At 67.0% G+C, this 26,581-nt stretch carries 23 protein-coding genes; 16 read left to right on the top strand and 7 right to left on the bottom strand.

Annotated elements, in window-relative coordinates:
- Window positions 1-16 precede the first annotated feature (16 nt).
- The 4 genes from AC0IZS_RS29455 to AC0IZS_RS29440 all read left to right on the top strand — a co-directional run bounded on the left by AC0IZS_RS29455 (window position 17) and on the right by AC0IZS_RS29440 (window position 4,285).
- Window positions 17-760 carry an SDR family oxidoreductase gene (locus AC0IZS_RS29455; protein WP_471638918.1) on the top strand — a complete coding sequence of 248 codons (744 nt, stop codon included), beginning with the start codon at window positions 17-19 and terminating at the stop codon, window positions 758-760.
- Window positions 757-1,764 carry a bestrophin family protein gene (locus AC0IZS_RS29450; RefSeq protein WP_471638917.1) on the top strand — a complete coding sequence of 336 codons (1,008 nt, stop codon included), beginning with the start codon at window positions 757-759 and terminating at the stop codon, window positions 1,762-1,764. Before AC0IZS_RS29455 ends, AC0IZS_RS29450 begins: the two co-directional genes overlap by 4 nt.
- Window positions 1,765-1,905: 141 nt before the next feature.
- Entirely contained in the window at window positions 1,906-2,553 is a 648-nt protein-coding gene (locus tag AC0IZS_RS29445) for a TetR/AcrR family transcriptional regulator (protein WP_471638916.1), read from the top strand.
- Between the two features lie 19 nt (window positions 2,554-2,572).
- Complete coding sequence (locus AC0IZS_RS29440; RefSeq protein ID WP_471638915.1) at window positions 2,573-4,285, top strand: acyl-CoA dehydrogenase family protein; 1,713 nt, start codon at window positions 2,573-2,575, stop codon at window positions 4,283-4,285.
- Window positions 4,286-4,365: 80 nt separating this feature from the next.
- On the opposite strand, the gene AC0IZS_RS29435 is transcribed toward AC0IZS_RS29440, so the two are convergent.
- Both AC0IZS_RS29435 and AC0IZS_RS29430 read right to left on the bottom strand, forming a co-directional pair.
- The gene (locus AC0IZS_RS29435) at window positions 4,366-4,998 is read right to left on the bottom strand and encodes a dioxygenase family protein (RefSeq protein WP_471638914.1); all 633 of its coding nucleotides are present in this window, start codon (window positions 4,996-4,998) and stop codon (window positions 4,366-4,368) included.
- 40 nt (window positions 4,999-5,038) lie between these two features.
- Entirely contained in the window at window positions 5,039-5,899 is an 861-nt protein-coding gene (locus AC0IZS_RS29430) for a MurR/RpiR family transcriptional regulator (RefSeq protein ID WP_471638913.1), read from the bottom strand.
- A 115-nt stretch (window positions 5,900-6,014) separates the two neighbouring features.
- Between AC0IZS_RS29430 and AC0IZS_RS29425 the strand changes: the two genes are divergently transcribed.
- Complete coding sequence (locus tag AC0IZS_RS29425; protein WP_471638912.1) at window positions 6,015-7,019, top strand: Bug family tripartite tricarboxylate transporter substrate binding protein; 1,005 nt, start codon at window positions 6,015-6,017, stop codon at window positions 7,017-7,019.
- 4 nt (window positions 7,020-7,023) lie between these two features.
- Window positions 7,024-7,980 carry a M14 family metallopeptidase gene (locus AC0IZS_RS29420; protein ID WP_471638911.1) on the top strand — a complete coding sequence of 319 codons (957 nt, stop codon included), beginning with the start codon at window positions 7,024-7,026 and terminating at the stop codon, window positions 7,978-7,980.
- 6 nt (window positions 7,981-7,986) lie between these two features.
- Here the strand turns inward: AC0IZS_RS29420 and AC0IZS_RS29415 are convergent, their stop codons facing one another.
- A complete protein-coding gene (locus tag AC0IZS_RS29415) occupies window positions 7,987-8,763 on the bottom strand; it encodes an AraC family transcriptional regulator (RefSeq protein ID WP_471638910.1) in 777 nt (258 codons plus the stop codon).
- A 351-nt stretch (window positions 8,764-9,114) separates the two neighbouring features.
- Between AC0IZS_RS29415 and AC0IZS_RS29410 the strand changes: the two genes are divergently transcribed.
- From AC0IZS_RS29410 to AC0IZS_RS29400, 3 genes are all read left to right on the top strand, one after another.
- Entirely contained in the window at window positions 9,115-9,771 is a 657-nt protein-coding gene (locus AC0IZS_RS29410) for a pyridoxamine 5'-phosphate oxidase family protein (protein ID WP_471639599.1), read from the top strand.
- A complete protein-coding gene (locus AC0IZS_RS29405; protein ID WP_471638909.1) occupies window positions 9,758-10,492 on the top strand; it encodes a siderophore-interacting protein in 735 nt (244 codons plus the stop codon). The genes AC0IZS_RS29410 and AC0IZS_RS29405 overlap by 14 nt, the downstream gene beginning before the upstream one ends.
- A 271-nt stretch (window positions 10,493-10,763) precedes the next feature.
- Entirely contained in the window at window positions 10,764-11,420 is a 657-nt protein-coding gene (locus tag AC0IZS_RS29400) for a 2'-5' RNA ligase family protein (protein WP_471638908.1), read from the top strand.
- Window positions 11,421-11,424: 4 nt separating this feature from the next.
- Here the strand turns inward: AC0IZS_RS29400 and AC0IZS_RS29395 are convergent, their stop codons facing one another.
- Entirely contained in the window at window positions 11,425-13,143 is a 1,719-nt protein-coding gene (locus AC0IZS_RS29395) for a methyl-accepting chemotaxis protein (RefSeq protein WP_471638907.1), read from the bottom strand.
- A 47-nt stretch (window positions 13,144-13,190) separates the two neighbouring features.
- Entirely contained in the window at window positions 13,191-13,910 is a 720-nt protein-coding gene (locus AC0IZS_RS29390; RefSeq protein WP_471638906.1) for a helix-turn-helix domain-containing protein, read from the bottom strand.
- Between the two features lie 154 nt (window positions 13,911-14,064).
- Here AC0IZS_RS29390 and AC0IZS_RS29385 point away from each other — a divergent pair, with 154 nt between their 5' ends.
- From AC0IZS_RS29385 to AC0IZS_RS29370, 4 genes are all read left to right on the top strand, one after another.
- Window positions 14,065-15,615, top strand: coding sequence for a PAS domain-containing sensor histidine kinase (locus AC0IZS_RS29385; protein ID WP_471638905.1), 1,551 nt, complete (start codon window positions 14,065-14,067; stop codon window positions 15,613-15,615).
- Complete coding sequence (locus AC0IZS_RS29380; protein ID WP_471638904.1) at window positions 15,612-16,253, top strand: response regulator; 642 nt, start codon at window positions 15,612-15,614, stop codon at window positions 16,251-16,253. The genes AC0IZS_RS29385 and AC0IZS_RS29380 overlap by 4 nt, the downstream gene beginning before the upstream one ends.
- Before the next feature lie 208 nt (window positions 16,254-16,461).
- On the top strand, window positions 16,462-18,429 hold the full coding sequence (locus tag AC0IZS_RS29375) for a putative bifunctional diguanylate cyclase/phosphodiesterase (RefSeq protein WP_471638903.1): 1,968 nt from the start codon (window positions 16,462-16,464) through the stop codon (window positions 18,427-18,429).
- 41 nt (window positions 18,430-18,470) lie between these two features.
- On the top strand, window positions 18,471-18,803 hold the full coding sequence (locus AC0IZS_RS29370) for a hypothetical protein (protein WP_471638902.1): 333 nt from the start codon (window positions 18,471-18,473) through the stop codon (window positions 18,801-18,803).
- 151 nt (window positions 18,804-18,954) lie between these two features.
- Here AC0IZS_RS29370 and AC0IZS_RS29365 read toward each other — a convergent pair whose 3' ends face one another.
- Both AC0IZS_RS29365 and putA read right to left on the bottom strand, forming a co-directional pair.
- Window positions 18,955-19,869 (bottom strand): diguanylate cyclase domain-containing protein, encoded by a 915-nt coding sequence (locus AC0IZS_RS29365; protein WP_471638901.1) that lies wholly within the window; start codon window positions 19,867-19,869, stop codon window positions 18,955-18,957.
- Between the two features lie 267 nt (window positions 19,870-20,136).
- Window positions 20,137-23,883 carry a trifunctional transcriptional regulator/proline dehydrogenase/L-glutamate gamma-semialdehyde dehydrogenase gene (gene putA / locus AC0IZS_RS29360; protein WP_471638900.1) on the bottom strand — a complete coding sequence of 1,249 codons (3,747 nt, stop codon included), beginning with the start codon at window positions 23,881-23,883 and terminating at the stop codon, window positions 20,137-20,139.
- A gap of 127 nt (window positions 23,884-24,010) precedes the next feature.
- On the opposite strand from putA, the gene AC0IZS_RS29355 reads away from it, so the two are divergent.
- The 3 genes from AC0IZS_RS29355 (at window position 24,011) to rlmD (ending at window position 26,565) form a co-directional block, all read left to right on the top strand.
- Entirely contained in the window at window positions 24,011-24,484 is a 474-nt protein-coding gene (locus tag AC0IZS_RS29355) for an Lrp/AsnC ligand binding domain-containing protein (protein WP_471638899.1), read from the top strand.
- Between the two features lie 244 nt (window positions 24,485-24,728).
- Window positions 24,729-25,028 (top strand): hypothetical protein, encoded by a 300-nt coding sequence (locus tag AC0IZS_RS29350; protein WP_322596495.1) that lies wholly within the window; start codon window positions 24,729-24,731, stop codon window positions 25,026-25,028.
- A gap of 73 nt (window positions 25,029-25,101) precedes the next feature.
- On the top strand, window positions 25,102-26,565 hold the full coding sequence (gene rlmD, locus AC0IZS_RS29345; RefSeq protein ID WP_471638898.1) for a 23S rRNA (uracil(1939)-C(5))-methyltransferase RlmD: 1,464 nt from the start codon (window positions 25,102-25,104) through the stop codon (window positions 26,563-26,565).
- The last annotated feature ends 16 nt before the right edge of the window (window positions 26,566-26,581 follow it).

Genomic DNA, 26,581 nt, shown 5'->3' with positions numbered 1-26,581 from the left:
CACCCCAAGGATCACCATGAAAATCGTCGTCATCGGAGGCACCGGCCTCATCGGCAGCAAGGTCGTCAAGCTGCTCACCGCGCGCGGCCACGAGGCCGTGGCCGCATCGCCCAACACGTGCGTCAACACGCTCACGGGCGAGGGCCTGGCTGCCGCGCTGCAAGGCGCGCAGGTGGTGGTGGACGTGGCTAATTCGCCTTCGTTCGAGGACAAGGCGGTGCTCGACTTTTTCGAGACCTCGGGCCGCAACCTGCTGGCGGCCGAGGCGGCGGCCGGCGTGCAGCACCACGTGGCGCTGTCGGTGGTGGGCACCGAGCGCCTGCAGGGCAGCGGCTACTTCCGCGCCAAGCTGGCGCAGGAAAAGCTGATCAAGGCTGCTGCCATCCCCTTCACCATCGTGCATGCCACGCAGTTCATGGAGTTCCTGGCCGGCATCGCCCAGGCGGGCACCGAGGGGCAGACGGTGCGCCTGTCGCCCGCGCTGGTGCAGCCCATCGCGTCCGACGACGTGGCCGCAGCCATGGCCGATGCAGCGCTGGGCGCCCCCGTCAACGGCACCATCGAGATCGCCGGGCCCGAGCGCGTGGGCCTGGCCGCGCTGGTGCGGCGCTACCTAGCGGCCATCGGCGATGCGCGCACGGTGGTGGCCGATGCCGCGGCACCGTATTTTGGCGTGCAGCTCGACGACCGCTCGCTCACGCCGAGCGATGCGCCGCGCCTGGGCACCATCACATTCGAAACCTGGATGACGCAGCGATGAACGTTGGCAGGGGATACCGGCTCTCCGAGTTCATGGTCTGGACGCGGCGAGAGCTGTATGTCCTGATCGCGCTGGGCCTGGTGCCCGTCTGCCTGTACCAACTGGCCCACTGGCGCTGGTTGAGCGTGCCGTGGACGGTGGTGGCGCTGATTGGCACGGCCACGGCGTTCATCGTGAGCTTCAAGAACACGCAGACCTATGCCCGCACGGTGGAGGCGCAGCAGGTGTGGACCGGCATCCTCAACGCCAGCCGCGCCTGGGGCCTGGTGAGCCGCGACTATGTGAAGAGCGATGCGGCCACCCGGCAACTGGTCAACAGGCACCTGGCCTGGGTCACCGCGCTGCGCTACCAGATGCGCCGGCACCGCGCGTGGGAGAGCACCAACCGGCGCACCAATGCCGAGTACCAGCGGCACTACTGTGTGCCCGAGCAGGAAACTGCGCTCGAGGTGGAGCTGGCGCGGTTTCTGGACGCGGACGAACTGCGCGAAGTGCTCGCCTCACGCAACAAGGCCACGGCCTTGCTGGCCAACCAGAGTAGGACAATTCTGAAATTGTTCCAGATGGGCGAGATCCCCATCAACTTCTTCATCGAGATGGAAAAAGCCCTCAAGGAGCTCCTGGACCACCAGGGGCGCAGCGAGCGCATCAAGAATTTCCCGTACCCGCGCCAGTACGCGATCATCAACACGTTCTTCATCCGCTTCTTCTGCGTGCTGCTGCCTTTCGGGCTGCTCAAGGAGTTCGATGCGCTGAATGCCGTGGCCAGCGGCTGGATGCAGGGCCACATGGTGTGGCTGGTGGTGCCCTTCAGCGTGATGATCTCGTGGATGTACACCACGCTGGAGCAGGTCGGTGCCAGCACCGAGAACCCGTTCGAGGGCGGCGCGAATGACGTGCCCATCGCCCAGATCAACCGCATGGTCGAGATCGAGTTGCGCGAGCTGCTGGGCGACACGGACCTGCCGCCGCTGCTGCGGCCCCAGAACAACATCATTCTTTGAAGGGAAGTGCGGGGGCTGCGCAGGGCCGCCAGCTTTATTGCGCGGAGCGCTGCGTACGACGGGTCTTTGGGCAATCACCCTTGCGCAAATAAAAGACTGAACTAGAATTCACTTCATTGCTGAACTGGAGTTCATTTCTTCATGGCCTACCGCCAGACCCCTGCCGTGGAAGCCCGCCTGCAGGACAACCGCAGCCGCATCCTCCAAGCCGCGCGCGCCCTGGTGAGCGAGGGCGGCTGGAAGGAGGCGCAGGTGGCCAGCGTGGCAGCGGCCGCAGGCATCGCCACGGGCACGGTGTACCGCTACTTTCCGTCCAAGGCCGAGCTGTTTGCGCAGGTGCTGTCGGCGGTGTCCCAGCGCGAGGTCGATGTGCTGACCGAGATCGCCAAGTCGGACGGCACCGCGCTGGTGCGGCTGCATTCGGCGGTGGAAACCTTCGTGCGGCGTGCCATGCGCAACCCGCGACTGGCCTATGCGCTGATCGCCGAGCCCTGCGACCGCGAGATCGACGAGGCGCGGCTGACCTACCGCGCCGCCATCAGCGAGGTGGTGCGCTCCATCATCGCTGCGGGGCAACTGGCGCAGGAAATGCGGCCCGACGTGCAGCCCGACATCGCTGCCTCCGTCATCGTGGGCGGGTTCATGGAGGGGCTGATCGGCCCGCTGTCGCCGCTGAGCCGCCAGCAGCACCAGGACACGGACAGCTACCGGCACGAAGTGGCCCTGCTCGCCGGCCAGATCGCGCGCCTGGCCTGCGCCAGCGTGGCGACACCCCCGTCCACGGTTTGACAACCCCACTGGAGACACCATGAACAAGCCCCATCCGCCCGGCATCCTCGACGCCTCGCCCGCCGAGCGCTATGGCACCCACGTGGTGCGCAACCAGGCACAGCCCGCCAGCGGCTTCAATGCCTTTACCGGCGACGCGGTGCTTCGCGCCGCCATCGAGCGCGAAGCCCCCTGGGCCGCCGGCCGCTGCGAGGCCCTGGGCGCGCTGGTGGGGGACGAGCAGGTGCAGGAGCTGGCACGCCTGGCCAACCGCCACATCCCCGAGCTCAAGACGCACGACCGCTTTGGCAACCGCATCGATTGGGTCGATTTCCACCCGAGCTGGCACGAGCTGATGGCCCTGGCCTGGAAGCACGAGGTGCCCAACCTGGCCTGGCGCACCCAGGAGAACAACGGCCACTACGCCCGCGCCGTGCTGTCTTACCTCTGGAACCAGGTCGAGCAGGGCACCGCCTGCCCGACCGGCATGGCCTACGCCTCGCATGCCGGCTTTGCGGCCGAACCGGCCCTGGCCATCTGGGCCGAAAAGTCCAAGGGCACGGCCTACGAATTCAGCCGCCGTGAGGTGGGCGACAAGCCGTCCGTGGTGGTGGGCTATGCCATGACCGAGAAGCAGGGCGGCTCGGACCTGCGCGAGACGCAGACCACGGCGCAGTACTCGCATGCGGGCGACTACCACGGTGCCACGGCACGCTGGTACGAGCTGACCGGCCACAAGTGGTTCTGCTCGGTGCCGCAGTCCGATGGCTTCTTCACGCTGGCCAAGGTCGCGGGCGAGGTGAGCTGCTTCTTTTTGCCGCGCACGCTGCCCGATGGCAGCTACAACCGGTTCTTCGTGCAACGGCTCAAGGACAAGGCGGGCAACCGATCCAATGCCTCCAGCGAAGTGGAGTACGCAGGAACGCTGGCCATCCTGGTCGGCGAAGAGGGCCGTGGCATCCGCGAGATCCTGTCCCATGCGCACCTGACGCGGCTCGATTTCGCGATCGGCTCGGCGGGCCTCATGCGCCAGTCGCTGACCCTGGCCTTGCAGCACACCAGCACGCGCAGCGCCTTCGGCACCCCCATTGCCGAACGGCCGATGATGGCGAACGTGCTGGCCGACATGGCCGTGGAGGTCGAGGCAGCCACCTTGATGGCCCTGCGCGTGGCCAGGGCCACCGACCGGATGGCGGCCAACGAGCACGAGCGGCTGCTGGCCCGCGTGGCCACCCCGGCAGCCAAGTTCTTCAACTGCTCGCGCGCCCCCTCCATCGCCTACGAGGCGCTGCAGTGCCATGGCGGCAACGGCTTCATCGAAGAGAACCCGATGGCGCGCCTGTACCGCGAGGCGCCGCTCAACAGCGTCTGGGAAGGCACGGCAAACATGATGTGCATGGACGTCCGCCGCGCCATGGCCAAGGACTCCCGCACCATCGACGCCCTGTTCGATGAAGTCAGGCCCTTGGCCGGTCAGGATGCGCGTTTCGACGCCCTGGTCCAGCACACCGCCCGCCTGGTGCGCGCGGCGGTGGACGACGAGTTCCTGGCCCGCCCCATGACCGAAGCGGTGGCGCGCGTGCTGCAAGGCGCCGAGCTGCTGCGCCACGGCAGCCAGGAGGTGGCGGACATCTTCCTGGGCACCCGCAGCCCGGGTGCCTCGGGCACCTGGGGTTCGCACTATGGAACGCTGGCCTTCACCACCACCCAGGCTGCGGCGCAGAAGGTCGTGCAGCGGGCCATGGTGGCTTGATCGCTTGATTGCGGGGAGGCCAAGACCCCTTCGTCGGTGCTGCTAGCGGTGTGTGGGCCGCAGCGCCTGGCGCATCCCTCTCAGGCTGCCACCACGATGGGAAAGCGCGCCTGCAACCCGTCCGGTCCGCGCGTGAAGGGCACCGTGAGGGCACCGCGCCCGGCGTCCGGCAGATTGCGCCACAGAAAATCGCGCGCATTGCCTGCATCGCCGGCCACGTAGAGCTGCGTGGTCAGCAGCTCGCGCGGGCCCAGGCGCACCTTGAAATGTACGTGCGGCGTGCGGCCGCTGTAGGGCACGGGGCGGATGGTGCGAAAGCGGTAGGTGCCGTCGGCCCCCACGGTCACCTTGCCAAAGCCCTGGAAGGCGGCGTCGGCCTTGTCGCCATCGCCCGGGTGGTGGTAGTGGCCGTTCTCGTCGCACTGCCAGATCTCGACCTGCGCGCCGCGCACGGGCTTGCCGGCCAGGTCGGTCACCGTGCCTTCGACCCAGGCCGGCTGGCCGCCGTGGTAGCTGAGCTGGCCGTTGCGCAGCAGGTCGTGGTCGGCATCCTGGGGCAGGCGCACGGGGTAGAACGGCCCCTCGGTCTGCGAGGGGGTGGCGATGCGTGCCGCGGTGGGCTGCGCGCGGGCGCCCAGCCAGAGGACCGGGGCGGCGACCAGGGCGGCTGCGACGACGGCGCGCCGGGGGAGGGCGGTGGTGGGCATCGCCATGTGAGCGCAGGGGCGGGGCGCGAGTTCCCGCAAACTGTCGTCAGCCCGGGTTTTCCTTCCAGTGCCTGGCCCACAGCGCTTCGCCGCGCTCCAGTGCGGCGCCTAACTCCTTCTTGCGGCGCTGGGCCACGGCCATCACGAGCGCGTTGGCGACCGAGAGCGCGGCCGTGTACGAATCGAACGGCGATGCGCTGGACGTGCGCACCAGCAGCACGTGGTCGGCCGAGGCGACCGCCGGGGCCGTGGGGTCGTCGGTCATCAGCACCACCCGAGCGCCTTGCTCCCGGAAGTATTTTGCGGCGCGTGTGATGGCCAGTGAGTGCCGGCGGAAGGTGGGTGCCAGCAGCACGTCGTGCTCGCCCAGCCAGAGCATCTCGTCTTCGATGAACAGGGGACTGGTGGCCGCCATCAGTCGCACCTCGGGCAGGCACATGTTCAGGTGCAGCGCCAGGTGGCTGGCGATGGGGGTGCCGTGGCGCTGGCCCAGCAGGTACACGCGCGCCTTGCGTTGGGTGAGCAGGCGCACCGTGGCCTCGAAGGCCGCCACATCGAGCGCGGCGAAGGTGGCCGCCAGGTTGTGCTGGTCGTGCAGCAGCACGTTGTCCAGGCACGAGCGGATGGAGATGTCGTCGCCAATCACGGCGCTGGCCCGCGTGCCCGGCGCGGCGAGCAGGGCGGTGACCTCCGAGCGGGCTTCCATCTGCGCCTGGGCATAGCTTTCGTAGCCCAGCTTGATGAGCAGGCGCACCACGGTGGATGCGCTGGTGTTCACCTTGCGTGCGAGCTGGGTGGCCGACTCGAGCAGGCCCTGCGGATGCTGGGCCTGCAGCTCGGCGATCAGGCGCTGCTCGCTCTTGGTGAGCTTTTTGCCGTAGCTGGCGATGCGTTGGTTCAGGTTCATGGCCATGGGATTGTGCGCAGATCGGCAGGGTACCAATTTTGCGCATGTTGTTGCAAAATTTTATTCAAACTGCAAGAATGCCTTCAAATTTCGCCATCCCCTTTTCAGGAAGCCCATGAACTCCACATCCCCTGCCTCCACCCTGCGCCGCCGCCAGCTCCTGGGCGCGGGCGTCGCCGCTGCGGCCGCGGCCTTGCCCTTTGCTGCCCGTGCGCAGGCTTATCCGTCACGCCCGGTGACGCTGGTGGTGCCGTTCCCCGCAGGCGGCTCGGTGGACCTGATCGCACGGCTTTATGCCGAGCCGTTGGCCAAGGCGCTGGGCACCTCGGTGGTGGTCGACAACCGCGCCGGGGCCGGCGGTTCCATCGCCAGCGCCCAGGTGGCGCGCGCCAAGGCCGATGGCTACACGCTGGTCGTGTCCTCACAAAGCTCGCACCTGGCCAACCCGCTTACCCAGGCCAACGTGGGCTACGACCCGATCAAGGACTTTGCCTCCATCGCCCAACTGGCGCGCACGCCCAACGTGCTGGTGGTCAACCCGGCCGTGCCGGCGAAGAACCTCAAGGAATTCATCGCGCATGTGAAGGCCAACCCCGGCAAGCTCAACTTCTGCAGCGCCGGGCCGGGCAGCATGGGACAGCTCAATGCAGAGCTGTTCAAGAACGCCGCGCAGCTTGACGCGGTGCATGTGCCCTACCGGGGCGGTGGCCCGCTGGTCACGGCGCTGATGGCCAACGAGGTGCAGTTCGGGCTGGACAACCTCGCGCCCTTCCTGCCCCAGATCCAGGCCGGCAAGCTGCGTGCGCTGGCCGTGGCCGCGCCCACGCGCCTGTCGGTGTTGCCCGATGTGCCCACCTTCGAAGAGCTGGGCTACCCCCTGAGCAACTCCACCTCGTGGATCGGCCTGGCCGCGCCCGCGAAGACCCCGCCCGAGGTGCTGGCCGCGCTGTACAAGGCCGTGCGCTCGGTGGCCGAGCAGCCCGCGATGATCGAAGCGCTGCAAACACGCGGCGCGCTGGTGCCAGAGGCCCTGTCGTCAGCGCAGTTCACCGCGATGATGGGCGAGCGCCTGGCGATGTATGGCGACCTGGTCAAGCGCCTGGGCATCCGGGGTGAGTAAGCCGATGTCGACGCAAGCCGCCTTCGCCCCCGACGATTCGCCCCTGGAGGTGCTGCCGCGTGATCTGTCGGCCTACCGCCAGGGCAACACCGGCATCGATTACGTACACCGCTTCGAGTCGGGCCGGCCCGGCCCACACGTGCTGATCAATGCGCTCACGCATGGCAACGAGATCTGCGGCATGGTGGCCGCCACGCACCTGCTGGATACCGGCATGCGCCCGAAGATCGGCACGCTCACGGTGAGCTTTGCGAACGTGGAGGCCTACGAGGCCTTCGACATCGACCGACCGTACGAGAACCGCCAGCTCGTGCACAACCTCAACCGCATCTGGTCGCCCGAGATGCTGGACGGCAGCGAGCAAAGCCCCGAGCTATGCCGCGCGCGCGCGCTGCGCCCGGTGCTGGCTGCGGCCGACAGCATCCTCGACATCCACTCCACGCGCGCGCCGGTGCAGCCCTTCTGGGTCTACCCGGAGTTCGAGCGCAATGCTGCCTTGACCCTGGCCGTGGGCAACCCGCTGGTGCACCTGGTGATGCCACCGGGCGCGGCACCGGGCACGGGGGTGATGTCCTATGCGCGCCATGGCGACGCGGCCAGCGACAGCCTGGGCGCGGTGGTGGTGGAGTGTGGGCAGCATTTCGCCCGGTCGGCCGCCGACCTGGCCACCGACGTCACCTTGCGCTTTCTGGCACACCATGGGCTCATCGACGCCATGCCTGCAGCCGCCGACAGCGCGCCCGCGCGGCGCTTTCGGCTGCTGGAGGTGCACCTGGTGCAGACACCGCAGTTCGCGTTCACGCGGCCGGTCATCGGCTTCGAGACCTTTGCCAAGGGCGAGCTGATCGCGGTGGACTCTGGCAAGGAGATCCGCTCGCCCTGCGACGGCTGCACCATCTTCATGCCCACGCGCGACCCGGTGGTGGGGCGCGAAGGGGTGTACCTCACGGTGCAGGTCTGAAGCGCCTCACAGCCGCTGCCGATAGGCCGCAGGGGTCTCCCCGAAGCTGCGCTTGAACAGGGTGATGAACGCGCTGGCCGTGGCGTAGCCCAGGTCCAGTGCGATGCTGTTCACGGGCACGTTGGCAGCCAGCATCTCCAGCGAGCGCATGAGGCGCGCGCGCTGCCGCCAGGCGGTGAAGTTGAAACCCGTTTCCTCCACGAAGCGCCGGCTCAGCGTGCGCGAGCTCAGGGCCGCCCACCGGGCCCAGGCCTCCAGGTCGCGCCCGTCCGCCGGGTCGGCGATGAGCGCATGCGCAATGCGCTGCAGGCGCGCATCCTTGGGCAGGGGCAGGCCCAGGGGCTCGACCGGCAGGCTGCGGATTTCGTCCAGGATCACCCCGGCCACGCGCGACTGGCTTGCATCGAGCGGGCCCAGCGGCCACTCGGCCGCGCGCAGCACGGCCTCGCGCAGCAGGCCCGAGGTGCGCAGCGTGCAGGGCCTGGCAGGCAGGCCCTGGCAGGCGGCAGGCTCGATGTACACGCTCCAGCCATGGAAAGGTCCATGCGACTGTGCGGCATGCAGGTGGTGCGGCGGCAGCCACACGGCATGGATGGCGGGCACGACCCATACCGCGTCCTGCACCCTCACCGAAATCAGCCCGCGCAGCGAGCCGAAGAGCTGGCCGCGTGCGTGCTGGTGCGGCTCGGACATGCGCTCGCCGTCCTGCGTGCCGGCGAGGGCGATGACCAGCGGGCCGTTGGGCGCGTCGATGGTGGCGAGGTCGAGCTTCAGGTCGGACATGGGGCGTTGGTGGCGGCGTAAATGGCGGATTCGAGCAATCAAATGGCTTATTCAGTCTACAGCCGCCAGATAAATGCATCTTATTCTTGTTTGCATCACATCAACAGGAATCAGGCCATGCGCGCACAGGATGTTCTTCCAGACCATGTCAACGAGGTGGAGGTGGGCGGCGTCACCGTCCGCAAGGGATCGGTGGGGGCCTTCCTCGCCAATGCGCGGGTGCTGCAAGATCCCGGCGCATCCGCCGGGGCCCGCGCGGCCGCTGCGGACGACATCGGGGCATTGGCGCCGGCGCTGCGCGCGCTGGGGCTGTTCGACGTGCTCGAAGTCAGGGACCCGCAGTTGCGCGCCCTGGTCGAGCCGCCTGTGCCAGAGCCGGTGGCGGCAGATGTGCCCGACCTCGATGCGCTGTACTCGCCCCCGTCCGAGATGATCCAGAAAGCGGTGCTCGATCGCCTCACCGGTTCGCACGAAAGCTACCTCAAGGCTGCGACCTTCTTCTGCCTGGCCACGGGCAGCGCCCAGGGGCTCGATGCCTCGCCGCGCGGCGGCCCGCCGGGCTTCGTGCATGTGCTCGACGCACACACGCTGGCCTTTGCCGACTGGCCGGGCAACAACCGCATCGAGTCCCTGCGCAACCTGGAGCACGACGACCGCGTGGGCATGCTCTTCATCTTTCCGGGGCTCGAAGTCTTCCTGCGCATCAACGGCCACGCCAGGGTGTCCACCGCCCCCGAACTGCTGGCCGAGTTGGCGGAACAGGGGCGCACGCCCAAGACCGCCACCGTGGTGGCCATCACCGAAGTGCTCATGCACTGCGGCAAGGCGGTGAACCGCGCCAAGCTGTGGGCCCCGGCATCGCTGGTGGACCGCGCCAGCCTGCCCACGGTGGGGCAGATGCTGGCGGAGCTCACCCGGCTGGGTGGTGCCACCACGCAGATCGGCGACGAGCAGGTCGGGCAGATCAACGCCCACTACGACCACGAGGTGCGGCATGCCCTTTACTGAGGAAGAGCGCAGGCCGGGCCTGCTGGAGCGCACCTTCGACCGGCTGCTGCTGCGCAACACGCGGGTTGCCGCCGTGCAGCAGGTGTCGGAACGCTTTCGGCTCATCGACCTGGAGGGCGAGGCGCTAAAGGGCGCGGCCTGGGCGCCTGGGCACAAGCTGCAGGTCAAGGTGGCCGGGCCGTTCACGGCACGCACCTTCACCCCCATCGTGTTCGATGCGGTGCAGGGGCACACGCGCCTGCTCGGCTATGCGCATGGAGCCGGGCCCGGCAGCGACTGGCTGCGGCGCGTGCAGGTGGGCGATGCCTGCCAGGTCTTCGGCCCGCACCGCTCGCTGGCGCTGGGCGATCTCACGGGGCCGGTGGTGCTGCATGGCGACGAGACATCGTTCGGCCTGGCCGCTGCGGTGGTGGCGGCCATGGCCGGCCGTTCCGTGCCGCGCTGCATGTTCGAGGTGGAGTCCCGTGCCGAATCCGCGCTGGCGCTGCAGGCGCTGGGCGTGGGGGCCGCAGTGCTGGTGGAGCGAAGCGACGAGGCGCTGCGCATGCAGGCGGCCAGCGAACTCTGGTCGCAGTGCAGCGGCGACGGCACGCTGTTCGTGCTCACGGGCCGGGCGCAGTCCATACAGCATGCGCGCCAGGCGCTCAAGGGCCATGGGGTGCCGTCTTCGCGCATCCTGTTCAAGGCCTACTGGGCTCCGGGCAAGGCGGGCATGGACTGACGGGGGCCTGCAGGCCCTGCTTACATCTGTTCTCGCAACGCACTGGACAAGCGGGCCCGCGAGCGCTAGTGTGGGAGCTAGGGCCTATTCACACTAATTTCGGGGATCGCGTTGCCCGGCCTGGGGGCTGGATGCAAGGCGCCCGTGCGCAGCAAGGTAGGTACCTTGCAAGCGCGGGCAACGCCGCAGATGGCCCCCAGGCCGGGCAACCCGAAGGGCCTTCGCGACCCCGAAATTAGTGTGAATAGGCCCTAGCCCATGGAGCCACGCCATGCCACACCAGCTGTCCTTGCCAGGGGTGGAACCCGCCGAGCCACGCCCGTCCCGGCCGCACCCCCAGCCCGCCCCCGAGCGGCGTGCGCGGCCCCACCACCTCTTTTTCGCGGTGCTGGCGGACTCCTCCACGGCATGGTGTGCAGACCGCTTGCGCCGCGACCTGATCGCACGCCACCAACTGGCCGGCAGCGAGGTGCGCACCGAGCGCCTGCACCTGACCCTGGTGTCGCTGGATTGGCATGCCGAGTTTTCCGAGGCACTGGCCCTGTGGGCGGCGCGGGCCGCCAGCGGGGTGGACATGCCGGCCTTCAATATCCGGCTCGACCGCTTTCTCAGCTTTCACCGGCGCCGTGGCAATCGCCCGCAGGTGCTGTGCGGCGCAGGCGAGGGAGTGGCCGGCTTTCTTGCGCTGTACCAGGCATTGCACGATGCGCTGCAGGCCGCCTGGCCCGTCCCGCACCCCGTGCGTGCCGCACCGGTCATCACACCCCACATGACCCTGTACTACAGCCCCCGCGACGTGCCGGCGCACCCCGTGGAGCCGCTGTGCTGGACGGTGCGCGAGTTCCAGCTGCTCTACAACCGGCTGGGCTCAGGGGGCGCCTACCGGGTGCTGGGGCGCTGGGCGCTGGACCACCATCGGTTTCATTAAGGCTCTATGCAGAGAGGCCCTTTGCAACTGGCGCAGTGATACGGTGCAGAGACTGCGGCCGTTGTCCCCGCTTTTCATCTTTGCGCGTGTCGCAGGTCTCGACTGCTCTGCGCTGGGCCTGTTTCCTCCGGGGGAATCCGTTGAGGCGGCTATCGTGGCTGTCTGGAACTATCTGGAACACGGATACCGCACGCTGCACGGTTTCTGCACTTTGGCTGAGGGTACCCGCTGATGCGGCCGACTCTTCCACCAGGGCGGCGTTTTGCTGGGTGACGGTGTCCAGTTGCAGCACCGCCTCATTGACCTGGGAGATGCCCTGCGACTGTTCCCTGGTCGCACCGGTGATCTGTCTCACCATGGCACCCACCTCGCGCACGGAGTTGGTGACCTCCACCAGTGTCTTGCCTGCGCCGTTGATGCGCTCAGAGCCTTCAGCGATGCGCTGGGCGGCCTCCGCGGTCAGCTGCTGAATTTCCTTGGCGGCAGTGGCGCTGCGTTGCGCCAGCGCACGCACTTCCGTAGCGACCACAGCGAATCCCCGGCCGCTTTCCCCTGCGCGGGCGGCCTCCACCGCCGCATTGAGTGCGAGAAGGTTGGTCTGGAATGCGATGCCTTCGATGACCGCCGTGATGCTGCCGATCTTGCGGGAGGTTTGCTCTATGGCGTCCATCGCCACACGGGCATCCTGCACCGCCTGTTCTCCGCGGCCTGCAATGAGGCCGCTGTCGTCGCTGCGTGTCGCCATCACCGAGGCTGTTTCTGCGGTCTGGCGCACTGTGCTTGCCAGTTCCTCCATGGCCGCTGCGGTTTCCTCCAGGCTGGCGGCCTGCGTTTCGGTGCGGCCCGCCAGGTCGAAACTGCCCTGCGCGATTTCCCTGGCGGAGGCGTTGAATCCGGTGATTTCCTTGCGAACATCTCCGACCACCGCACGAAGGTTGATCTGGACCTGGTTGAGCCGGCGCATCAAGGCACCCATCGGCTCGGGAAAGTCAAGCCGTGGGACGCCCGTCAGATTGCACGCCGACAGTTCGCCCGCAAATCGCAAGGCTTCGTGCAGCGCCGCATTCAGGCGCCAGGTGAACCAGGCCAATACGATGCCCAGGCCGGTGGCGAGGATGCCGGTTCGCGCGATGGTCGCCAACGCGCCTTGCCAGTCCATGGCGTCGGGCAGCATCGACAGGGTGGCCACCAGGGCCAGAGCGAAGCCCATGCGCGATGTCAGCGATGACTGGATCGCCGAGGCCGCCAAGCCTCGCACACCCCGTCTGCGAACCTGGCCGGCTGCAATATAAAAGTCCTCCTTGCCGTTCTTCGCCTGCTGTGCCAGCCGCAGGTACAGCGACTGTGCTGCATCGATCTGCTCCCGTGTCGGCTTGGTGCGAACGGACATGTAGCCGCTGGGCTTGCCACCTTCCATGATGGGCGTGACATTCGCCACCACCCAGTAGTGGTCGCCGTCTTTGCGGCGGTTCATGACCACGCCGGTCCAGGGCTCGCCACCGCCTATGGTCCGCCACATGTCCTTGAAGGCTTGCGCGGGCATGTCGGGGTGCCGGATCATGTGGTGCGGCTGGCCAATGAGTTCGTCGTACGCATAACCGGACACTTCGACGAAGGCGTGGTTGCAGTGCGTGATGACCCCTTGCCGATCGGTCATCGACACCAGGGAGTCGGTATCGGGATAGTCGTGCTCACGGTGGGTGACGGGAAGGTTGATCTGCATGGGGAATCCTTCGTAGGAATGGGTGAGTGGCAGTGGGGCCAAGCCTGCTAGTGAATGGCTGCTTGCGATTCGTTGCCCAGCAGCCTTCCTGCGTCAGCGATGCAAACGTGCCGCTGGTGTACCGTCAGGATTCCTTCGTGGGCCAGCCTGGAGAACAGCCGGCTTACGGTCTCCAGCTTCATTCCGAGGTAGGAGCCGATTTCCGCGCGCGTCATTCGCAGCACCAGTTCCGATCCCGAGAATCCGCGCGCATGAAGGCGCTTGACCAGGTTCAGCAGGAAAGTTGCCAGCCGCTCCTGCGCCCGCATGCTGCCCAGCAATAGCATCATCTGGTGCTCGCGAACGATCTCCCGGCTCATCGCCTTGTGCAGATGCTGTTGCATGACGGGCAGTTCACGCGAGAGCTCCGCCAGCCGAGCAAAGGGAATCGCGCATACCTCCGAATCTTCGAGCGCCACCGCATTGCCCATATGGCGCTCTGTGACGATCCCGTCCAGGCCAAGCATTTCGCCGGCCATCTGGAATCCGGTCACCTGCTCATGCCCCGTCTCGGTGGCAAGACCCGTTTTGAAGAAGCCGCTGCGCACGGTGAAGAGGGCCTTGAACGCATCGCCGTCGCGGAAGAGGTGCTCGCCTCGCTTGATCCGGATGCGCCGAATCGACAGTTGGTCCAGAAGTGCCAGCTGTGACGGCTCCAGGTCCATGGGAAAGCACGTGTCGCGTTGCGTGCAGTGGGAGCAGGTGGCGGCGGTGGAAGCGTTGGTCATGGTGCAGGTCCCCGGTTGGTGCCTTGACTGTAGGCAGCCGCCCTGGATCTGGCTGTGGGGAGTTCTCCACTGCGCGTGACGGGAGCTTCGGTCATGTTTCCTTGGCCATCCCAGCCCAAGCGAACCTACAATGTTCTAAAGAGGGTGGAGCGGCATGGGTGGTGCATCGGTGCATGCGCTGCCTGCCGCCTGGTTCCAACAAGAGGCGTACTTCCATTTGACTGACATGCCGCCACTGCCGATCGAGGCGCAGACCGGGCTCTCCGACAGCGAAGCCCGGCTGAGGGCGTTGTTCGAGTCGGCAATGGATGGCATCGTCACGATCGATGCAACGCAGCGCATCGTGCTCTTCAACAAGGCTGCGGAGCGCATGTTCCGCTGCGAGGCTGCGCAAGCGCTGGGCCACCCGATCACCCGCTTCATGCCCCAGCGATTTCGCGGGCAGCATGCGGCCCACGTCGAAGCTTTCGGCACCACAGGCATCACCACCCGCCGCATGGGCTCCATCGGTGCCATCAGCGGCCTCAGGGCCGACGGGGAGGAGTTCCCCATCGAGGCATCCATCTCGCAGGTGGAGATTGCGGGGCAGAAGCTCTTCACCGTGATCCTGCGCGACGTCACGGAGCGGGTCCAGAATGAGCTGCGCCTGCGCGAGCAGCAGGAGACCCTGGCCGCGGTGATCGATGCGGCCAGCGACGCGGTAATCAGCTGCGATGAAGAGGGGCGCATCGTGCTGTTCAACCCGGCGGCCGAGCGCATTTTCGGGCGCACCGCCGCCAGCATGCTCAATCAACCGCTGGACTCGCTGATGCCCGAGCGCTATCGCAGCGGGCATGGCGCCGATCTGCATGGGTTTGTCGAATCCAAGGTCACGCGGCGTGCCATGGGCGCTGGCCGCGTCAAAGGCGTGCGCGCCGACGGAGAGGTCCTGGAGCTGGAAGCGTCCATTTCACGTGCGATGGTCAATGGCAAGCTGACCCTCACAGCGATCTTGCGCGATGTCACGCAAAGAGCCCGGGCAGAAGAGGCGTTGCTGCGCTACCAGAGTGAGTTGTCGGATCTGGCGCAGCAGCTCATGCACCAGGAAAAGGAGACGACACAGCGGCTCGCTCAGGCGCTGCACGACCAGCTCGGTCAGACGCTCACCGCGATCAGGCTCACATTCGATGCAACCCCCATGGGGGCTCAGGAGGTTCAGGCCGGTGGGAGGGCCAGAGAGCAACTGGGTGGCCTGATTGACCAGGCGATCAAGCAGGTGCGTCAGGTCCTGGTGGATCTGCGCCCACCATTGCTGGACGATGACGGACTTGCAGCAGCCCTGGACAATGAATTGAGGTCGCGCGACCTCACCCTTCCCGGCATCGACCTGTTGCTTGAAGTCGAGCCTGAGGTCGCGCGCATGCGCTGGCCAGCCGATGCAGAGTACGCCGCCTTCATGGTCGCACGGGAGGCCACCTCCAACGCCGTGCAGCATGCGAAAGCGACCCTTGTGAGGGTTGTTCTGACAGGGGATGAAGGTCAGTTTCGGATCGATGTTGTTGATGATGGCCAGGGCTGGGCCTTGGATACGCAGATCGCCCGCCCGGGGCACTTGGGCGTGGTGGGCATGCGCGAACGCGCGCTTGCCACGGGCGCCCGCTTCAGTATTGCGCCGAACCCCGCAGGCGGCACCATCGTGCGGCTGGAGTGGAGAGGGCGCCCATGAGCAGACTTTATCTGGTGGACGATCACCTCATGGTTCGGGAAGGGCTGCGGGCGGTGCTGCAGATCGCGGGCCACGAAGTGGTCGGTGAGACGGCTGATCCCACTGTGGCCGTTGCCGACATCCAGCGGCTGATGCCGGAGGTGCTGCTCCTGGACTTGAGCCTGGGGGGACGGTCTGGATTCGAAGTGCTGGCCGATTTGCAGCGCCGCTCGCTGAGCGTGCGCACCGTGATGCTCACGATGTCGGCACAGCCCCAGCATGTAGCCGAGTCGTTGCGCATGGGGGCTGCGGGGTATGTCCTGAAGGGTGCTCCATCGAGCGAGGTGCTGCGCGCGATCGAGGTGGTGTTGCAGGGCCGCCGCTACCTTGGCCAGGAGGTGGCGGATCTGGCAGTGCAGGCCCTTACAGCGGATACAGATGTCAACCCTTTCGGGGCGCTGTCGCCCCGTGAGCGGCAGATCGTCGTCATGGTGGTCACAGGGCTGTCCAGTGCAGCCATCGGCCGAGAGCTGCACCTCTCGCCCAAGACCGTGGATACCTACCGCAGCCGCCTCATGGGCAAGCTGGGAACCTCCAATGTGACCGCGCTGGTGCGTCTTGCAATGCGCCATCAATTGCTCGGGACGGACGCGCAATAGTCCGCATCGGGGGCTGCCACCCGTTGGCGCGGTTGCCCGGATTGGCCGTCTGACATCGGCTGCGAAAGATGCCAGCGTGCATGCGCGTGTCGAGCTTCCCCCCACCCAGTCCATCAAGACTTCCCCACAGACCGGCCGGCCGACCGTTTCTACACTGAGCCATCTGGAGCGCGATCTGCTCGCTCCCGGTTCCTCTGCAAGGAAACATATGGCCGAGCAACACACTGTCTCCATCGACGCACATGGCGCCCACCCGGCTTTTGGCAGTGAGGTGGTCGGCATGCTGCTGCAGGCCATGCGGGAATCACCCGCGCCGATGGTGTTGACCGAACCTGACGGATGCATTCTCAAGGTGAATGAAGCGTTTGAATGCGCGACCGGCTATGCAATGAACGAACTCGTCGGGCGCAGCCCGAGCATGCTGCGATCTGGGCTGCAGGGGCGCAGCTTCTACAGCACCATGTGGGCATCGCTGGGCAGCCAGGGGCGCTGGCAAGGCGAAATCTGGAACCGCCGCAAGGACGGCCAGTTGTCGCAGGAGTACCTGACCATCGTCACCTTGCGTGGATCGGATGGCGTGGCCGCGTACCATCTGGGCACGTATGCAGAGCAGGGGGCTCAGCCGACCGGCAGCGGTAGTGCGAGACGGGACACCGCCACGGATGCCACCACGGGTTTGCTCAGCCGCAAGGCATTCACCGAGGCCGCCGACCTCCTGAGCGAGAAGGCCGATGTCGTCCATGTCCTCGCGCTGGACATCGATGGCTTCACGGAACTCAATGAGCTGCACGGGCTTGCCTCTGGCGATGCTGTGCTGCGCCAGATGGCACTGCGGTGCACGGAGGTCGCCGCTGCCGATGGCCGGCCTGCGGTGGTCGCTCGCGTGGGACCGGATGAGTTCGCGATCGCGTTGGCCGACTCGAATGGTGGCAGCGGCGATGTGGTCCAGTCGTTCGCATCGCGCCTGTATGCGAAGACGGCCCTGGCTTTCGACCTCGGCGAGGGAAAGCACATACAGATCTCGGTCAGCGTGGGCCTGTCATCGTTGGCGCGGGGTTGCGCAAGCGCTGCCGAAGCCCTGCTCCATGCATCGGCCGCCCGTCAGGAGGCTGTGCCAGGTTTGCCCACGCTGCAGTGCTATGAGGCGCAAGATGGACAGCGGCGCATGGCGCTTGCATTGCGCGATGCGGTGCGCCTGAACCAGATCACGGTAGCGTACCAACCCAAGGTGGATCTGGCTTCGGGGCAGTTGTCGGGTGTCGAGGCTCTGGCCCGATGGGTGCTGCCCGATGGCAGCAGTATTTCTCCTGGCGAATTCATTCCGCTGGCTGAGCGCCGTGGCCTGATCGGGCTGATTGGCGACAGCGTGATGGAGCAGGCGCTGGCACAACTCTCGTCCTGGCAGGCGCAGGGCCTGGCGGCGCCGGTGGTGGCTGTCAATTTTTCTGCGCTGCAGTTTCAACGGCAGAACTACGTGCAGCATGTTGCGCTGGCGCTCGACCGCCATGGCATTCCTGCCCGGCTGCTCGAAATCGAGCTGACCGAATCATTGCTGTTCGGCGATATCGACGCCGTCATGCAATCGCTGCAGTCGTTTCGCAACCTCGGGGTTACGCTCAGTATCGACGACTTCGGCACGGGATATTCCTCCTTGGCCTATCTGCGCCGTTTCCCGGTCCAGTATCTGAAGATTGACCGGCAGTTTGTATCGGCCATGGAGGACGACGCGAGCGCGTGCGAGATTGTGCGCCTCATTGTGGACATGGCCCACCGGCTGGATTTGCGCTGCATCGCGGAAGGGATTGAAACCGAAGCCCAGTTGAAGTTGCTCCAGTCGATGGGATGCGACGAGGGGCAGGGCTTTCTGCTTTCGCGCCCACTGGACGCTTCGGCCGCGCTGTCTGTCGTCTCTGGTCACCTTCCTTGGGCACCGCTTTTCGGATCGGGGCACGCGGAAATGGAGGCGGTTGACCTGGATCAAGTTGCCAAGAAAAAAGGAACTTCACAATCGCTCTCTGCGGGTTGCACTGGCGACGTTGCTGATGGTTCATTCACAGAGAGGCCTTTCCAAGACATGCGAGATGCAGCCGACACATGTGGGGTCGCCTTTTTGCATTTGCAGGATGCCGCATCAGCCCGTTCGCCCTTCGGGAGCGATTTGTGCCGGACAGACTAAACACTCTCAGGCAGAACATCGCGCCCTGCAGGGTTCTGACCGTGCTGCCGACCCGCAGGCACAGGCAAGCGGTTCAGGCGGTTTGCCGCGTGCGCGATCCCGGCTGCGTCATTACCGACGTACCCAGCGTGACGGATGCGGTGCTGGTGCTTTTGAGCGATCCCGTCGATGTGGTGGTGGTGGACATGGGGTTCGCGGGCGACATGTTAGGAGTGCTCCAGCACCATGCTCGCCGTTCCGCACCCAGAGCGAAGGTGGCCTTGTTCCGGGGCGAGTCGCACTCGGGGGGGGCTTCAACCACCGGTGATCTGTCGCAAGGCCATCCCTGGTCGGACATGGAGGCGACCCTGAGTCGACTGCTTTTGGATGCATGAAGCGTGCTCAGGTGGGCGATGAGCGTACAGCATTCCCCTGTTCTTCTTGCAGCAAGCGCCGATGCGATACGTTGAACTTGTAGCCCGGAGCAACTTCTTGACCATGGCCAGTGGGTACTGCCGCGCAACGCTGTATTGCCGGACCGCAGCATCAAGAGTGCCTTGCAGATGCAATCGAGTCAGGCATTCCGGGTGTAAAAACGATGCTGCGTCCCCGGCCCTGTGCCTTGGCGTGGTACATGGCGAGGTCGGCGCAACGCATCAATGCCTCGGACTCCTGTGCATCCTCAGGGTACATGGCGATACCCAGGCTGCAGCCTGTCTGCACTGCAATGCCGTCGAGGGTGCGAGGGCGTGAGAGCGCGGCGACCAGCTTGTCAGCCACCCGGACTGCGTCCGATACCGCGTCGACCTCGCGCAGCAAAACCACAAACTCGTCGCCGCCAATGCGGGCAACGACATCGCTGGCACGCACTTGCGCTGTCAGACTCCCCGCCACATCGACCAGCAGCTTGTCGCCAACGGCGTGTCCGAAGCTGTCGTTGACGGACTTGAAGCCATCCAGGTCCAGCAACAAAAGGGCTATCCGCCTGCCTGCGCGCCCTGCATGCGCAATGGCTTGACGCAGGTATTCACCCAACAGCCAGCGATTGGCCAGGCCCGTCAGCGCGTCGTGCGTTGCCTGGTGCTGCAGCTGCCGCTCGGACTGTTTGGTCGCGCTCGTATCGCGAACAAAAGCGATCGTACCGACATGGCCATCTGCATCCAGGTGGCTCAGTGCGATGTCTATAGGTACGCTTGCCCCGTCCTTGCGCAGCAGGGTCAGGTTGCCCATGGTCCCCATGGGCCTGCGTTGGGGGTCGAGCGCATATCGCTGCCTGTTTTCCACATGCAATCGGCGCAGGTCGGCAGGCAGGAAGAGCTCGACGGATTTTCCAAGCAGTTCATGGGGCTGGTAGCCTGACAGCGCACACAGAGCCTCGTTGGCCAGCACGATGGTGCCACTGTCCGATACGAACAGGATGCCATCGGGAGCCTGAGCGACGATAAGTTCGGAAAGGTTCATGGGGCGCGAGATCCGTGGTTGCCCTGCTGGGCGGTGCGCCGGAACCGTTGTGGGTCCGGGTACCTCTCCATGGTCGGCCAAGTGCATGCTCACCGGCTTGACTTGCATCATGTCTTGCGCTGGTGTACCTCGGACGCTGCTGAATCAGTGAGTCCTCCCGCCTGGGGTCGGACAAGGTTCGCAATCGCGAAGTTGCTGCACTGCGACACCCGCACCCAGCTGCCAGCCCCTCTGGAGGGCCGGCACGTGCTGGGATTTTTTGTCGTTCTAGCCAATCGTCATCAGGCTCGCATTGCCGCCCGCCGCCGCCGTGTTCACGCTCAGCGCGCGCTCGATCACCAGGCGCTCCAGCGGCACCTCGGTGCTGCCTGGGGGCAGGGCCGTGACGGCGACGATGGGGCCCGGGCGGCGGGCGAGCTGTTCGCACACGCTGCGCAGTGCGTCGGGACTGCCGTGGTGCAGCACGGCAGCCAGTTCGATGCCGCCGTCGGCCAGGTCATTGCCGGTGGTGCTGATGCGCGCCTGTACCTCGGCAGGGAGTGTGGTGCGCAGGGCGGTGTGGGCATCGGCCCAGACGGCCTTGCCGCCGCTGGCGAGCACGGCGGCCAACTGGGTCAGCAGTTCGTCCTGTGTGGTGGCGATGCACAGCACGGTGGCGCGTGGCAGCAGGCTGTAGACATTGCGCTCGCCCGTGGGGCCGGGCAGGGTGCGTGCGGTGCCGCTCTGGCTTTCGGCGGCAAAGCGGCGGCAGGTGGCGGCCAGGGCGGCATGGCCCTCCATCTGGGCCCAGCGCTCCAGGGCACGCAGGGGCATGAGCAGGTGCTCGCGCGCAGCCATGTCGGCCGGCACGGCGCGGTCGGCGGTGGCAAAGGTTTGTGCCAGTGCGTTGGCCGGGCGCTGGGCCAACAGGCGCAGCAGGTACAACGGGCCGCCGGCCTTGGGGCCGGTGCCCGACAGGCCCTCGCCGCCAAAGGGCTGCACGCCCACCACGGCGCCCACCATGTTGCGGTTGACGTAGACGTTGCCGGCGTGCGCCCGGTCCACCACGCGGGCGATGGTCTCGTCGATGCGTGTGTGGACGCCCTGGGTCAGGCCATAGCCGGTGGCGTTGATCTGGTCGAGCAGCTGGTCCAGGTCCGTGCGCGCATAGCGCACCAAATGCAGTACCGGGCCGAAGACCTCGCGCTGCAGCTCGCTGATGGCGTTGAGCTCGATCAGCGTGGGCGGCACGAAGGTGCCCTGCTCGGTCTCGGTGCCATCGCTGCGGCAGTGCTGGAACACGCGCTGGCCACGGCTTTTGAAGGCCTCGATGTGCTTGTTGATGCCGGCCCGGGCTTCGGCGTCGATCACCGGGCCCACGTCCACCGCGAGCGCGGCGGGGTTGCCCATGCGCAACTCGCCCATGGCGCCCTTGAGCATTTCGACCACGCGGTCGGCGGCATCCTCCTGCACGCACAGCACGCGCAGGGCCGAGCAGCGCTGGCCTGCGCTGTCGAAGGCCGAGGACACGGCATCGGCCACCACCTGCTCCACCAGGGCCGAGGAGTCCACGATCATCGCGTTCTGCCCGCCGGTCTCGGCGATCAGCGGGATGGGGCGGCCGGCGGCATCGAGCCGGCCGGCGATGCTGCGCTGCAGGATGCGCGCGACCTCGGTGGAGCCGGTGAACATGACGCCCATCACCCGGTCATCGCCGATCAGGCGGGCGCCCACGGTTTCGCCCTGGCCGGGCAGCAGCTGCACCGCGCCGCGCGGCACGCCCGCCTGCCACAGCAGGCGCACGGCCTCGGCGGCGACCAGCGGCGTCTGCTCGGCCGGCTTGGCCAGCACCGGGTTGCCGGCGGCCAGCGCCGCAGCCACCTGGCCCATGAAGATGGCCAGCGGGAAGTTCCACGGGCTGATGCAGGCCACCGGGCCCAGCGGGATGTGCGTGGCGTTGTCGAAGGTGCTCTCGACCTGGGCCGCGTAATAGCGCAAGAAGTCCACGGCCTCGCGCACCTCGGCGATGGCGTTGCTGGCGCTCTTGCCGGCCTCGCGCATCAACAGGCCGATCAGGGGCTGCATGCGGTCTTCGAGCAGGTCGGCGGCGCGTTGCAGGATGGCGGCGCGTTCGGCCGGGGCAATGGCGGCCCAGACGGGTGCTGCCGACTGGGCGTCCGCCAGCGCCTGGTCCACATCGTCGGCCGTGGCTTCCTGCACCTGGCCGACCACGTCGCGCAGATCAGAGGGGTTGCGCACGGGCAGGGTCGCACCGGCGGGTGCATCGGCCGCCAGCAGCGGGCCGGCCTTCCAGTCGTGCAGCGCACTGGCCTGCAGCGTGGCGGCGAGCTGCGCCAGCGTCGCGTCACTGGCGATGTCGAGGCCCCGCGAGTTGGCGCGGCCGTTGCCGTACAGCGCCCCCGGCAGCGGGATGCGCGGGTGGGGCAGGGCGGCCGTGCCTTCGCGGGCTGCGGCTTCGTCCACCACCTGCACGGGGCTGCGCACCAGCTCGGCCAGGGCGATGGTCTCGTCGGCGATGCGGTTCACGAAGGAGGTGTTGGCGCCGTTTTCGAGCAGGCGGCGCACCAGGTAGGCCAGCAGCGTTTCGTGCGTGCCCACCGGGGCATAGATGCGGCAGGGGCGGCCCAGCTTGCCGGCCGTGACGGCGCCCACCACCTGCTCGTACAGCGGCTCGCCCATGCCGTGCAGGCACTGGAACTCGTACTGGCCCGCGTAGTAGTTGCTGCCTGCCAGGTGGTAGATGGTGGCCAGGGTCTCGGCGTTGTGCGTGGCGAACTGCGGGTACACGGCCTCGGGCGCGGCCAGCAGCCTGCGCGCGCAGGCCACATAGGAGATGTCGGTGTGCACCTTGCGGGTGTACACGGGGTAGTCGGCCAGGCCGTCGATCTGGGCGCGCTTGATCTCGCTGTCCCAGTAGGCGCCCTTGACCAGGCGCACCATGAGGCGGCGGCGCGTGCGCCGTGCCAGGTCGATCACGAAGTCGATCACATGCGGGCAGCGCTTCTGGTAGGCCTGGATCACGAAGCCGATGCCGTTCCAGCCCGCAAGGCTGGGCTCATGGCACAGGCGCTCCAGCAGGTCGAGCGAGATCTCCAGCCGGTCGGCCTCCTCGGCGTCGATGTTGATGCCGATGTCATAGCTCTTGGCCAGCTCGGTCAGGCGCAGCACCTGGGGGTAGAGCTCGTCCATCACGCGGGCGAATTGCGCGCGGCTGTAGCGCGGGTGCAGGGCCGACAGCTTGATCGAGATGCCCGGACCTTCGTAGATGCCGCGCCCGGCCGATGCCTTGCCGATGGCGTGGATGGCTTGCTCGTACGAGGCGTAGTAGCGCTCGGCGTCGGCCGTGGTCAGGGCCGCTTCGCCCAGCATGTCATAGGAGTAGCGAAAGCCCTCGGCCTCCATGCGGCGGGCGTTGGACAGCGCCTCGGCAATGGTCTCGCCGGTGACGAACTGCTCGCCCATCATGCGCATGGCCATGTCCACGCCCTTGCGGATCAGCGGCTCGCCGCCCCGGCCGATGAGCCGGCCCAGCGATGCACCCAGGCTGCCTTCGCTGTGCGTGGCCACCAGCTTGCCGGTGATCAAGAGGCCCCAGGTAGCGGCGTTGACGAACAGCGACGGGCTCTTGCCCAGGTGCGGCTCCCACTGGCCGTTGCTGATCTTGTCGCGGATCAGCGCGTCGCGCGTGGCTGCATCGGGAATGCGCAGCAGGGCCTCGGCCAGGCACATCAGGGCCACGCCTTCTTGGGACGAGAGCGAGAACTCCTGCAGCAGCCCCTGCACGATGCCGGCACGGCCGCTGGCGGCCTTGCGCTGGCGCAGGGCCCCCGCAATGCGCAGCGCCAGTTGCTGCGACGCCGCGGCCACGTCCTGCGGCACGCGGGCCTGGGCCAGCAAGGGGGCCAGGGCCTCGGGTTCGGGCCGGCGGCAAGCCGCGGTGATGGCGGCGCGCAGCGGGTTGGCCAGCGGGGTGCGCGGAGCGAAGTCTGCAAAAGCGGCGGCGGTCGTTGTCATGGCGGGTTCTCGCAGAGGAATATTCGGGCCCGACGGCTGTCCGGCCCACTGAAACGGATCATCTCTGGACTTGCGATGAATAAATGATCGAAAATCGGCCTATCGAACGAACGAATCACTAGAGCCAATGACCAACGATGCCGATCTGGACCGTATCGACCGCCGGATACTGTCGATCCTGCAGGAAGACGGGCGCATTGCCAACCTCAAGCTGGCCGAGGCCGTGGCCCTGTCTCCCACGGCGGTCCTGGCGCGCGTGCAGCGGCTCACGCGCGACGGCTTCATCCTGGGCTACGAGGCGCGGCTGAACCCGCTCAAGCTGGGCGCCGGCATGCTGGTTTTCGTCGAGGTGCTGCTGGACCGCACCACGCCCAACGTGTTCGACCAGTTCAAGGCGGCCGTGCAGGTACACCCGGAGATCATGGAATGCCACATGGTGGCGGGCGGCTTCGACTACCTGCTCAAGACCCGCTCGGCCGACATGAATGCCTACCGGGTGTTCGCCGGAGCGGTGCTCTGGCAACTGCCGGGCGTGCGCGAGACACGTACCTATGCCGTGATGGAAGAGGTCAAGCACAGCAACCACCTCGTGTTGAAGTGAACCCCCTGAGTCGCTTCGCGCCTTCCCCCTGAAAGGGGGACGCCCCCAGCGCACGCAAGCGAAGCGCCGCATGCGCGGCTTGGCGGCCCTTGCGCGGGGGCACTGGCTTTGAGCGCGCCAGTTTCGTCGGCAGCGGGTCACTGATCCGGGATCCGTGTGGGCATAGGCGCAACGCTCGCGTTGGCGAGCGCCCTGCAAGCCCGCATAATGGGCACCATACCCGAAAGTTGCAGGAGGAGTTCTCATGTCCGCATTCAAATTCGCCGCAGCGGCCCTGGTGGCCGCCTGCTTCAGCCAGACCGCCTCCGCCGCCTGCTACGTGGTCTACAGCCCGGCCAAGGAAATCATCTACCGCTCGCCCGAGCCGCCGGTGGACATGTCCTTCCAGATCCATGAAGTCCTGCCCCGCGTGGCGCCCGGCAGCACGCTGGTGTTCACGCTGGACAACTGGGGCTGCGACCTGCGCATCAATGAGCTGCCCCGCTTCGCGCCCGCTGCCATGGGTGGTGGTGGCCGCCGCGCCCCGCGCGCCGACCGCGGCTGAGCCCAGGGGGGGCCCATCGCGCCCCCGGGGGACGGGGTGTGGAACGGTTCGCGGCCTCTGAGACAATCGGGGGATGAGCGAACCCAAAGAATTGTCCCCCTCGTATGAACCCGCCCAGCAGGAGGCGGGAGAACTGCCGGAAGGCTGGCTGTCCGTGCAATCCCTGGACCTCGAAGCCCAGGGCGTGGCCCGCAGACCCAATGGCAAGGTGGTCTTCATCGACGGCGCCCTGCCGTTCGAATACGTCACCGCCAACACCCACCGCAAGAAGAACAACTGGGAGCAGGCCAGCCTGACGGCGATCCACCGCGAATCGTCGCAGCGCGTGCGTCCGGGCTGCCCGCATTTCGGCCTGCACGCCGGCGCCTGCGGCGGCTGCAAGATGCAGCATCTGCACGTGGGCGGGCAGGTGGCGGTCAAGCAGCGCGTGCTGGAAGACAACCTCTGGCACCTGGGCAAGGTACGGGCCGAGATGGTGCTGCGCCCCATCGAGGGCCCCGCCTGGGGCTACCGCTACCGCGCGCGCCTGTCGGTGCGCCATGTGATCAAGAAGGGCACCGTGCTGGTGGGCTTTCACGAGCGCAAGAGCCGCTACGTGGCCGACATGCAGACCTGCCCGGTGCTGCCCCCGCACGTGGACGCGATGCTGATGCCGCTGCGCGCGCTGATTGCCTCGATGGACGCGCGTGACACCTGCCCGCAGATCGAACTGGCCTGTGGCGACAGCGTGACTGCGCTGGTGCTGCGCCACCTGGAGCCGCTGAGTGCGGACGACATGGGCCGGCTGCGCGATTTCGCCACCGCCCACCAGGTGCAATGGTGGCTGCAGCCCAAGGGCCCCGAGACCGTGAAGCTGATGGACGAGGGCGGTGAGCAGCTGTCCTATGACCTGCCGGACTTCGGTATCACCATGCCCTTCAAGCCCACCGATTTCACGCAGGTGAACCCGCACATCAACCGCGTGCTGGTCACGCGCGCGCTGCGCCTGCTGGACGTGCAAAAGCACGAGCGCGTGATCGACTGGTTCTGCGGCCTGGGCAACTTCACGCTGCCCCTGGCCACGCAGGGCCGCGAGGTGCTGGGCATCGAGGGCAGCGAGACCCTGGTGGCGCGCTCGCGCGAGAACTACCGGCTCAACCAGGGCCTGGTGGCCGAAGGCGGCAAGGCCCTGGCGCCCACCGACTTCGTGGCACGCAACCTGTTCGACATGACGCCCGAAATGCTGATCGCCGATGGATCGGCCGACAAGTGGCTGGTGGACCCGCCGCGCGAAGGCGCCTTCGCGCTGGCCAAGGCGCTGGCCGATATCGAGCAATCGCGCATCGGCGCCGAAGGCGCGGCACCGCTGCCCCCCGGTGCCGAGCACTGGACGCCGCCCAAGCGCATCGTCTACGTGAGCTGCAACCCCGCCACGCTGGCGCGCGATGCGGGCCTGCTGGTGCACCTGGGTGGCTACCGCTGCAAGGCGGCCGGCATGGTCAACATGTTCCCGCACACGGCGCACGTCGAAAGCATGGCGGTGTTTGAGCGGGATTGACGCTGGGCAGCATCGC

The organism is Acidovorax sp. AC410, assembly GCF_979253235.1.
The sequence above is the reverse complement of the archived record's forward strand: the minus strand, read 5'-3'. Positions and strand labels throughout refer to the sequence as shown.

Bases quoted from the DNA above. Each gene is read 5' to 3' on its own strand.
- AC0IZS_RS29455 (WP_471638918.1), top strand. From the start codon at position 17: ATGAAAATCGTCGTCATCGGAGGCACCGGCCTCATCGGCAGCAAGGTC.
- AC0IZS_RS29450 (WP_471638917.1), top strand. From the start codon at position 757: ATGAACGTTGGCAGGGGATACCGGCTCTCCGAGTTCATGGTCTGGACG.
- AC0IZS_RS29445 (WP_471638916.1), top strand. From the start codon at position 1,906: ATGGCCTACCGCCAGACCCCTGCCGTGGAAGCCCGCCTGCAGGACAAC.
- AC0IZS_RS29440 (WP_471638915.1), top strand. From the start codon at position 2,573: ATGAACAAGCCCCATCCGCCCGGCATCCTCGACGCCTCGCCCGCCGAG.
- AC0IZS_RS29435 (WP_471638914.1), bottom strand. From the start codon at position 4,998: ATGGCGATGCCCACCACCGCCCTCCCCCGGCGCGCCGTCGTCGCAGCC.
- AC0IZS_RS29430 (WP_471638913.1), bottom strand. From the start codon at position 5,899: ATGAACCTGAACCAACGCATCGCCAGCTACGGCAAAAAGCTCACCAAG.
- AC0IZS_RS29425 (WP_471638912.1), top strand. From the start codon at position 6,015: ATGAACTCCACATCCCCTGCCTCCACCCTGCGCCGCCGCCAGCTCCTG.
- AC0IZS_RS29420 (WP_471638911.1), top strand. From the start codon at position 7,024: ATGTCGACGCAAGCCGCCTTCGCCCCCGACGATTCGCCCCTGGAGGTG.
- AC0IZS_RS29415 (WP_471638910.1), bottom strand. From the start codon at position 8,763: ATGTCCGACCTGAAGCTCGACCTCGCCACCATCGACGCGCCCAACGGC.
- AC0IZS_RS29405 (WP_471638909.1), top strand. From the start codon at position 9,758: ATGCCCTTTACTGAGGAAGAGCGCAGGCCGGGCCTGCTGGAGCGCACC.
- AC0IZS_RS29400 (WP_471638908.1), top strand. From the start codon at position 10,764: ATGCCACACCAGCTGTCCTTGCCAGGGGTGGAACCCGCCGAGCCACGC.
- AC0IZS_RS29395 (WP_471638907.1), bottom strand. From the start codon at position 13,143: ATGCAGATCAACCTTCCCGTCACCCACCGTGAGCACGACTATCCCGAT.
- AC0IZS_RS29390 (WP_471638906.1), bottom strand. From the start codon at position 13,910: ATGACCAACGCTTCCACCGCCGCCACCTGCTCCCACTGCACGCAACGC.
- AC0IZS_RS29385 (WP_471638905.1), top strand. From the start codon at position 14,065: ATGGGTGGTGCATCGGTGCATGCGCTGCCTGCCGCCTGGTTCCAACAA.
- AC0IZS_RS29380 (WP_471638904.1), top strand. From the start codon at position 15,612: ATGAGCAGACTTTATCTGGTGGACGATCACCTCATGGTTCGGGAAGGG.
- AC0IZS_RS29375 (WP_471638903.1), top strand. From the start codon at position 16,462: ATGGCCGAGCAACACACTGTCTCCATCGACGCACATGGCGCCCACCCG.
- AC0IZS_RS29365 (WP_471638901.1), bottom strand. From the start codon at position 19,869: ATGAACCTTTCCGAACTTATCGTCGCTCAGGCTCCCGATGGCATCCTG.
- putA (WP_471638900.1), bottom strand. From the start codon at position 23,883: ATGACAACGACCGCCGCCGCTTTTGCAGACTTCGCTCCGCGCACCCCG.
- AC0IZS_RS29355 (WP_471638899.1), top strand. From the start codon at position 24,011: ATGACCAACGATGCCGATCTGGACCGTATCGACCGCCGGATACTGTCG.
- AC0IZS_RS29350 (WP_322596495.1), top strand. From the start codon at position 24,729: ATGTCCGCATTCAAATTCGCCGCAGCGGCCCTGGTGGCCGCCTGCTTC.
- rlmD (WP_471638898.1), top strand. From the start codon at position 25,102: ATGAGCGAACCCAAAGAATTGTCCCCCTCGTATGAACCCGCCCAGCAG.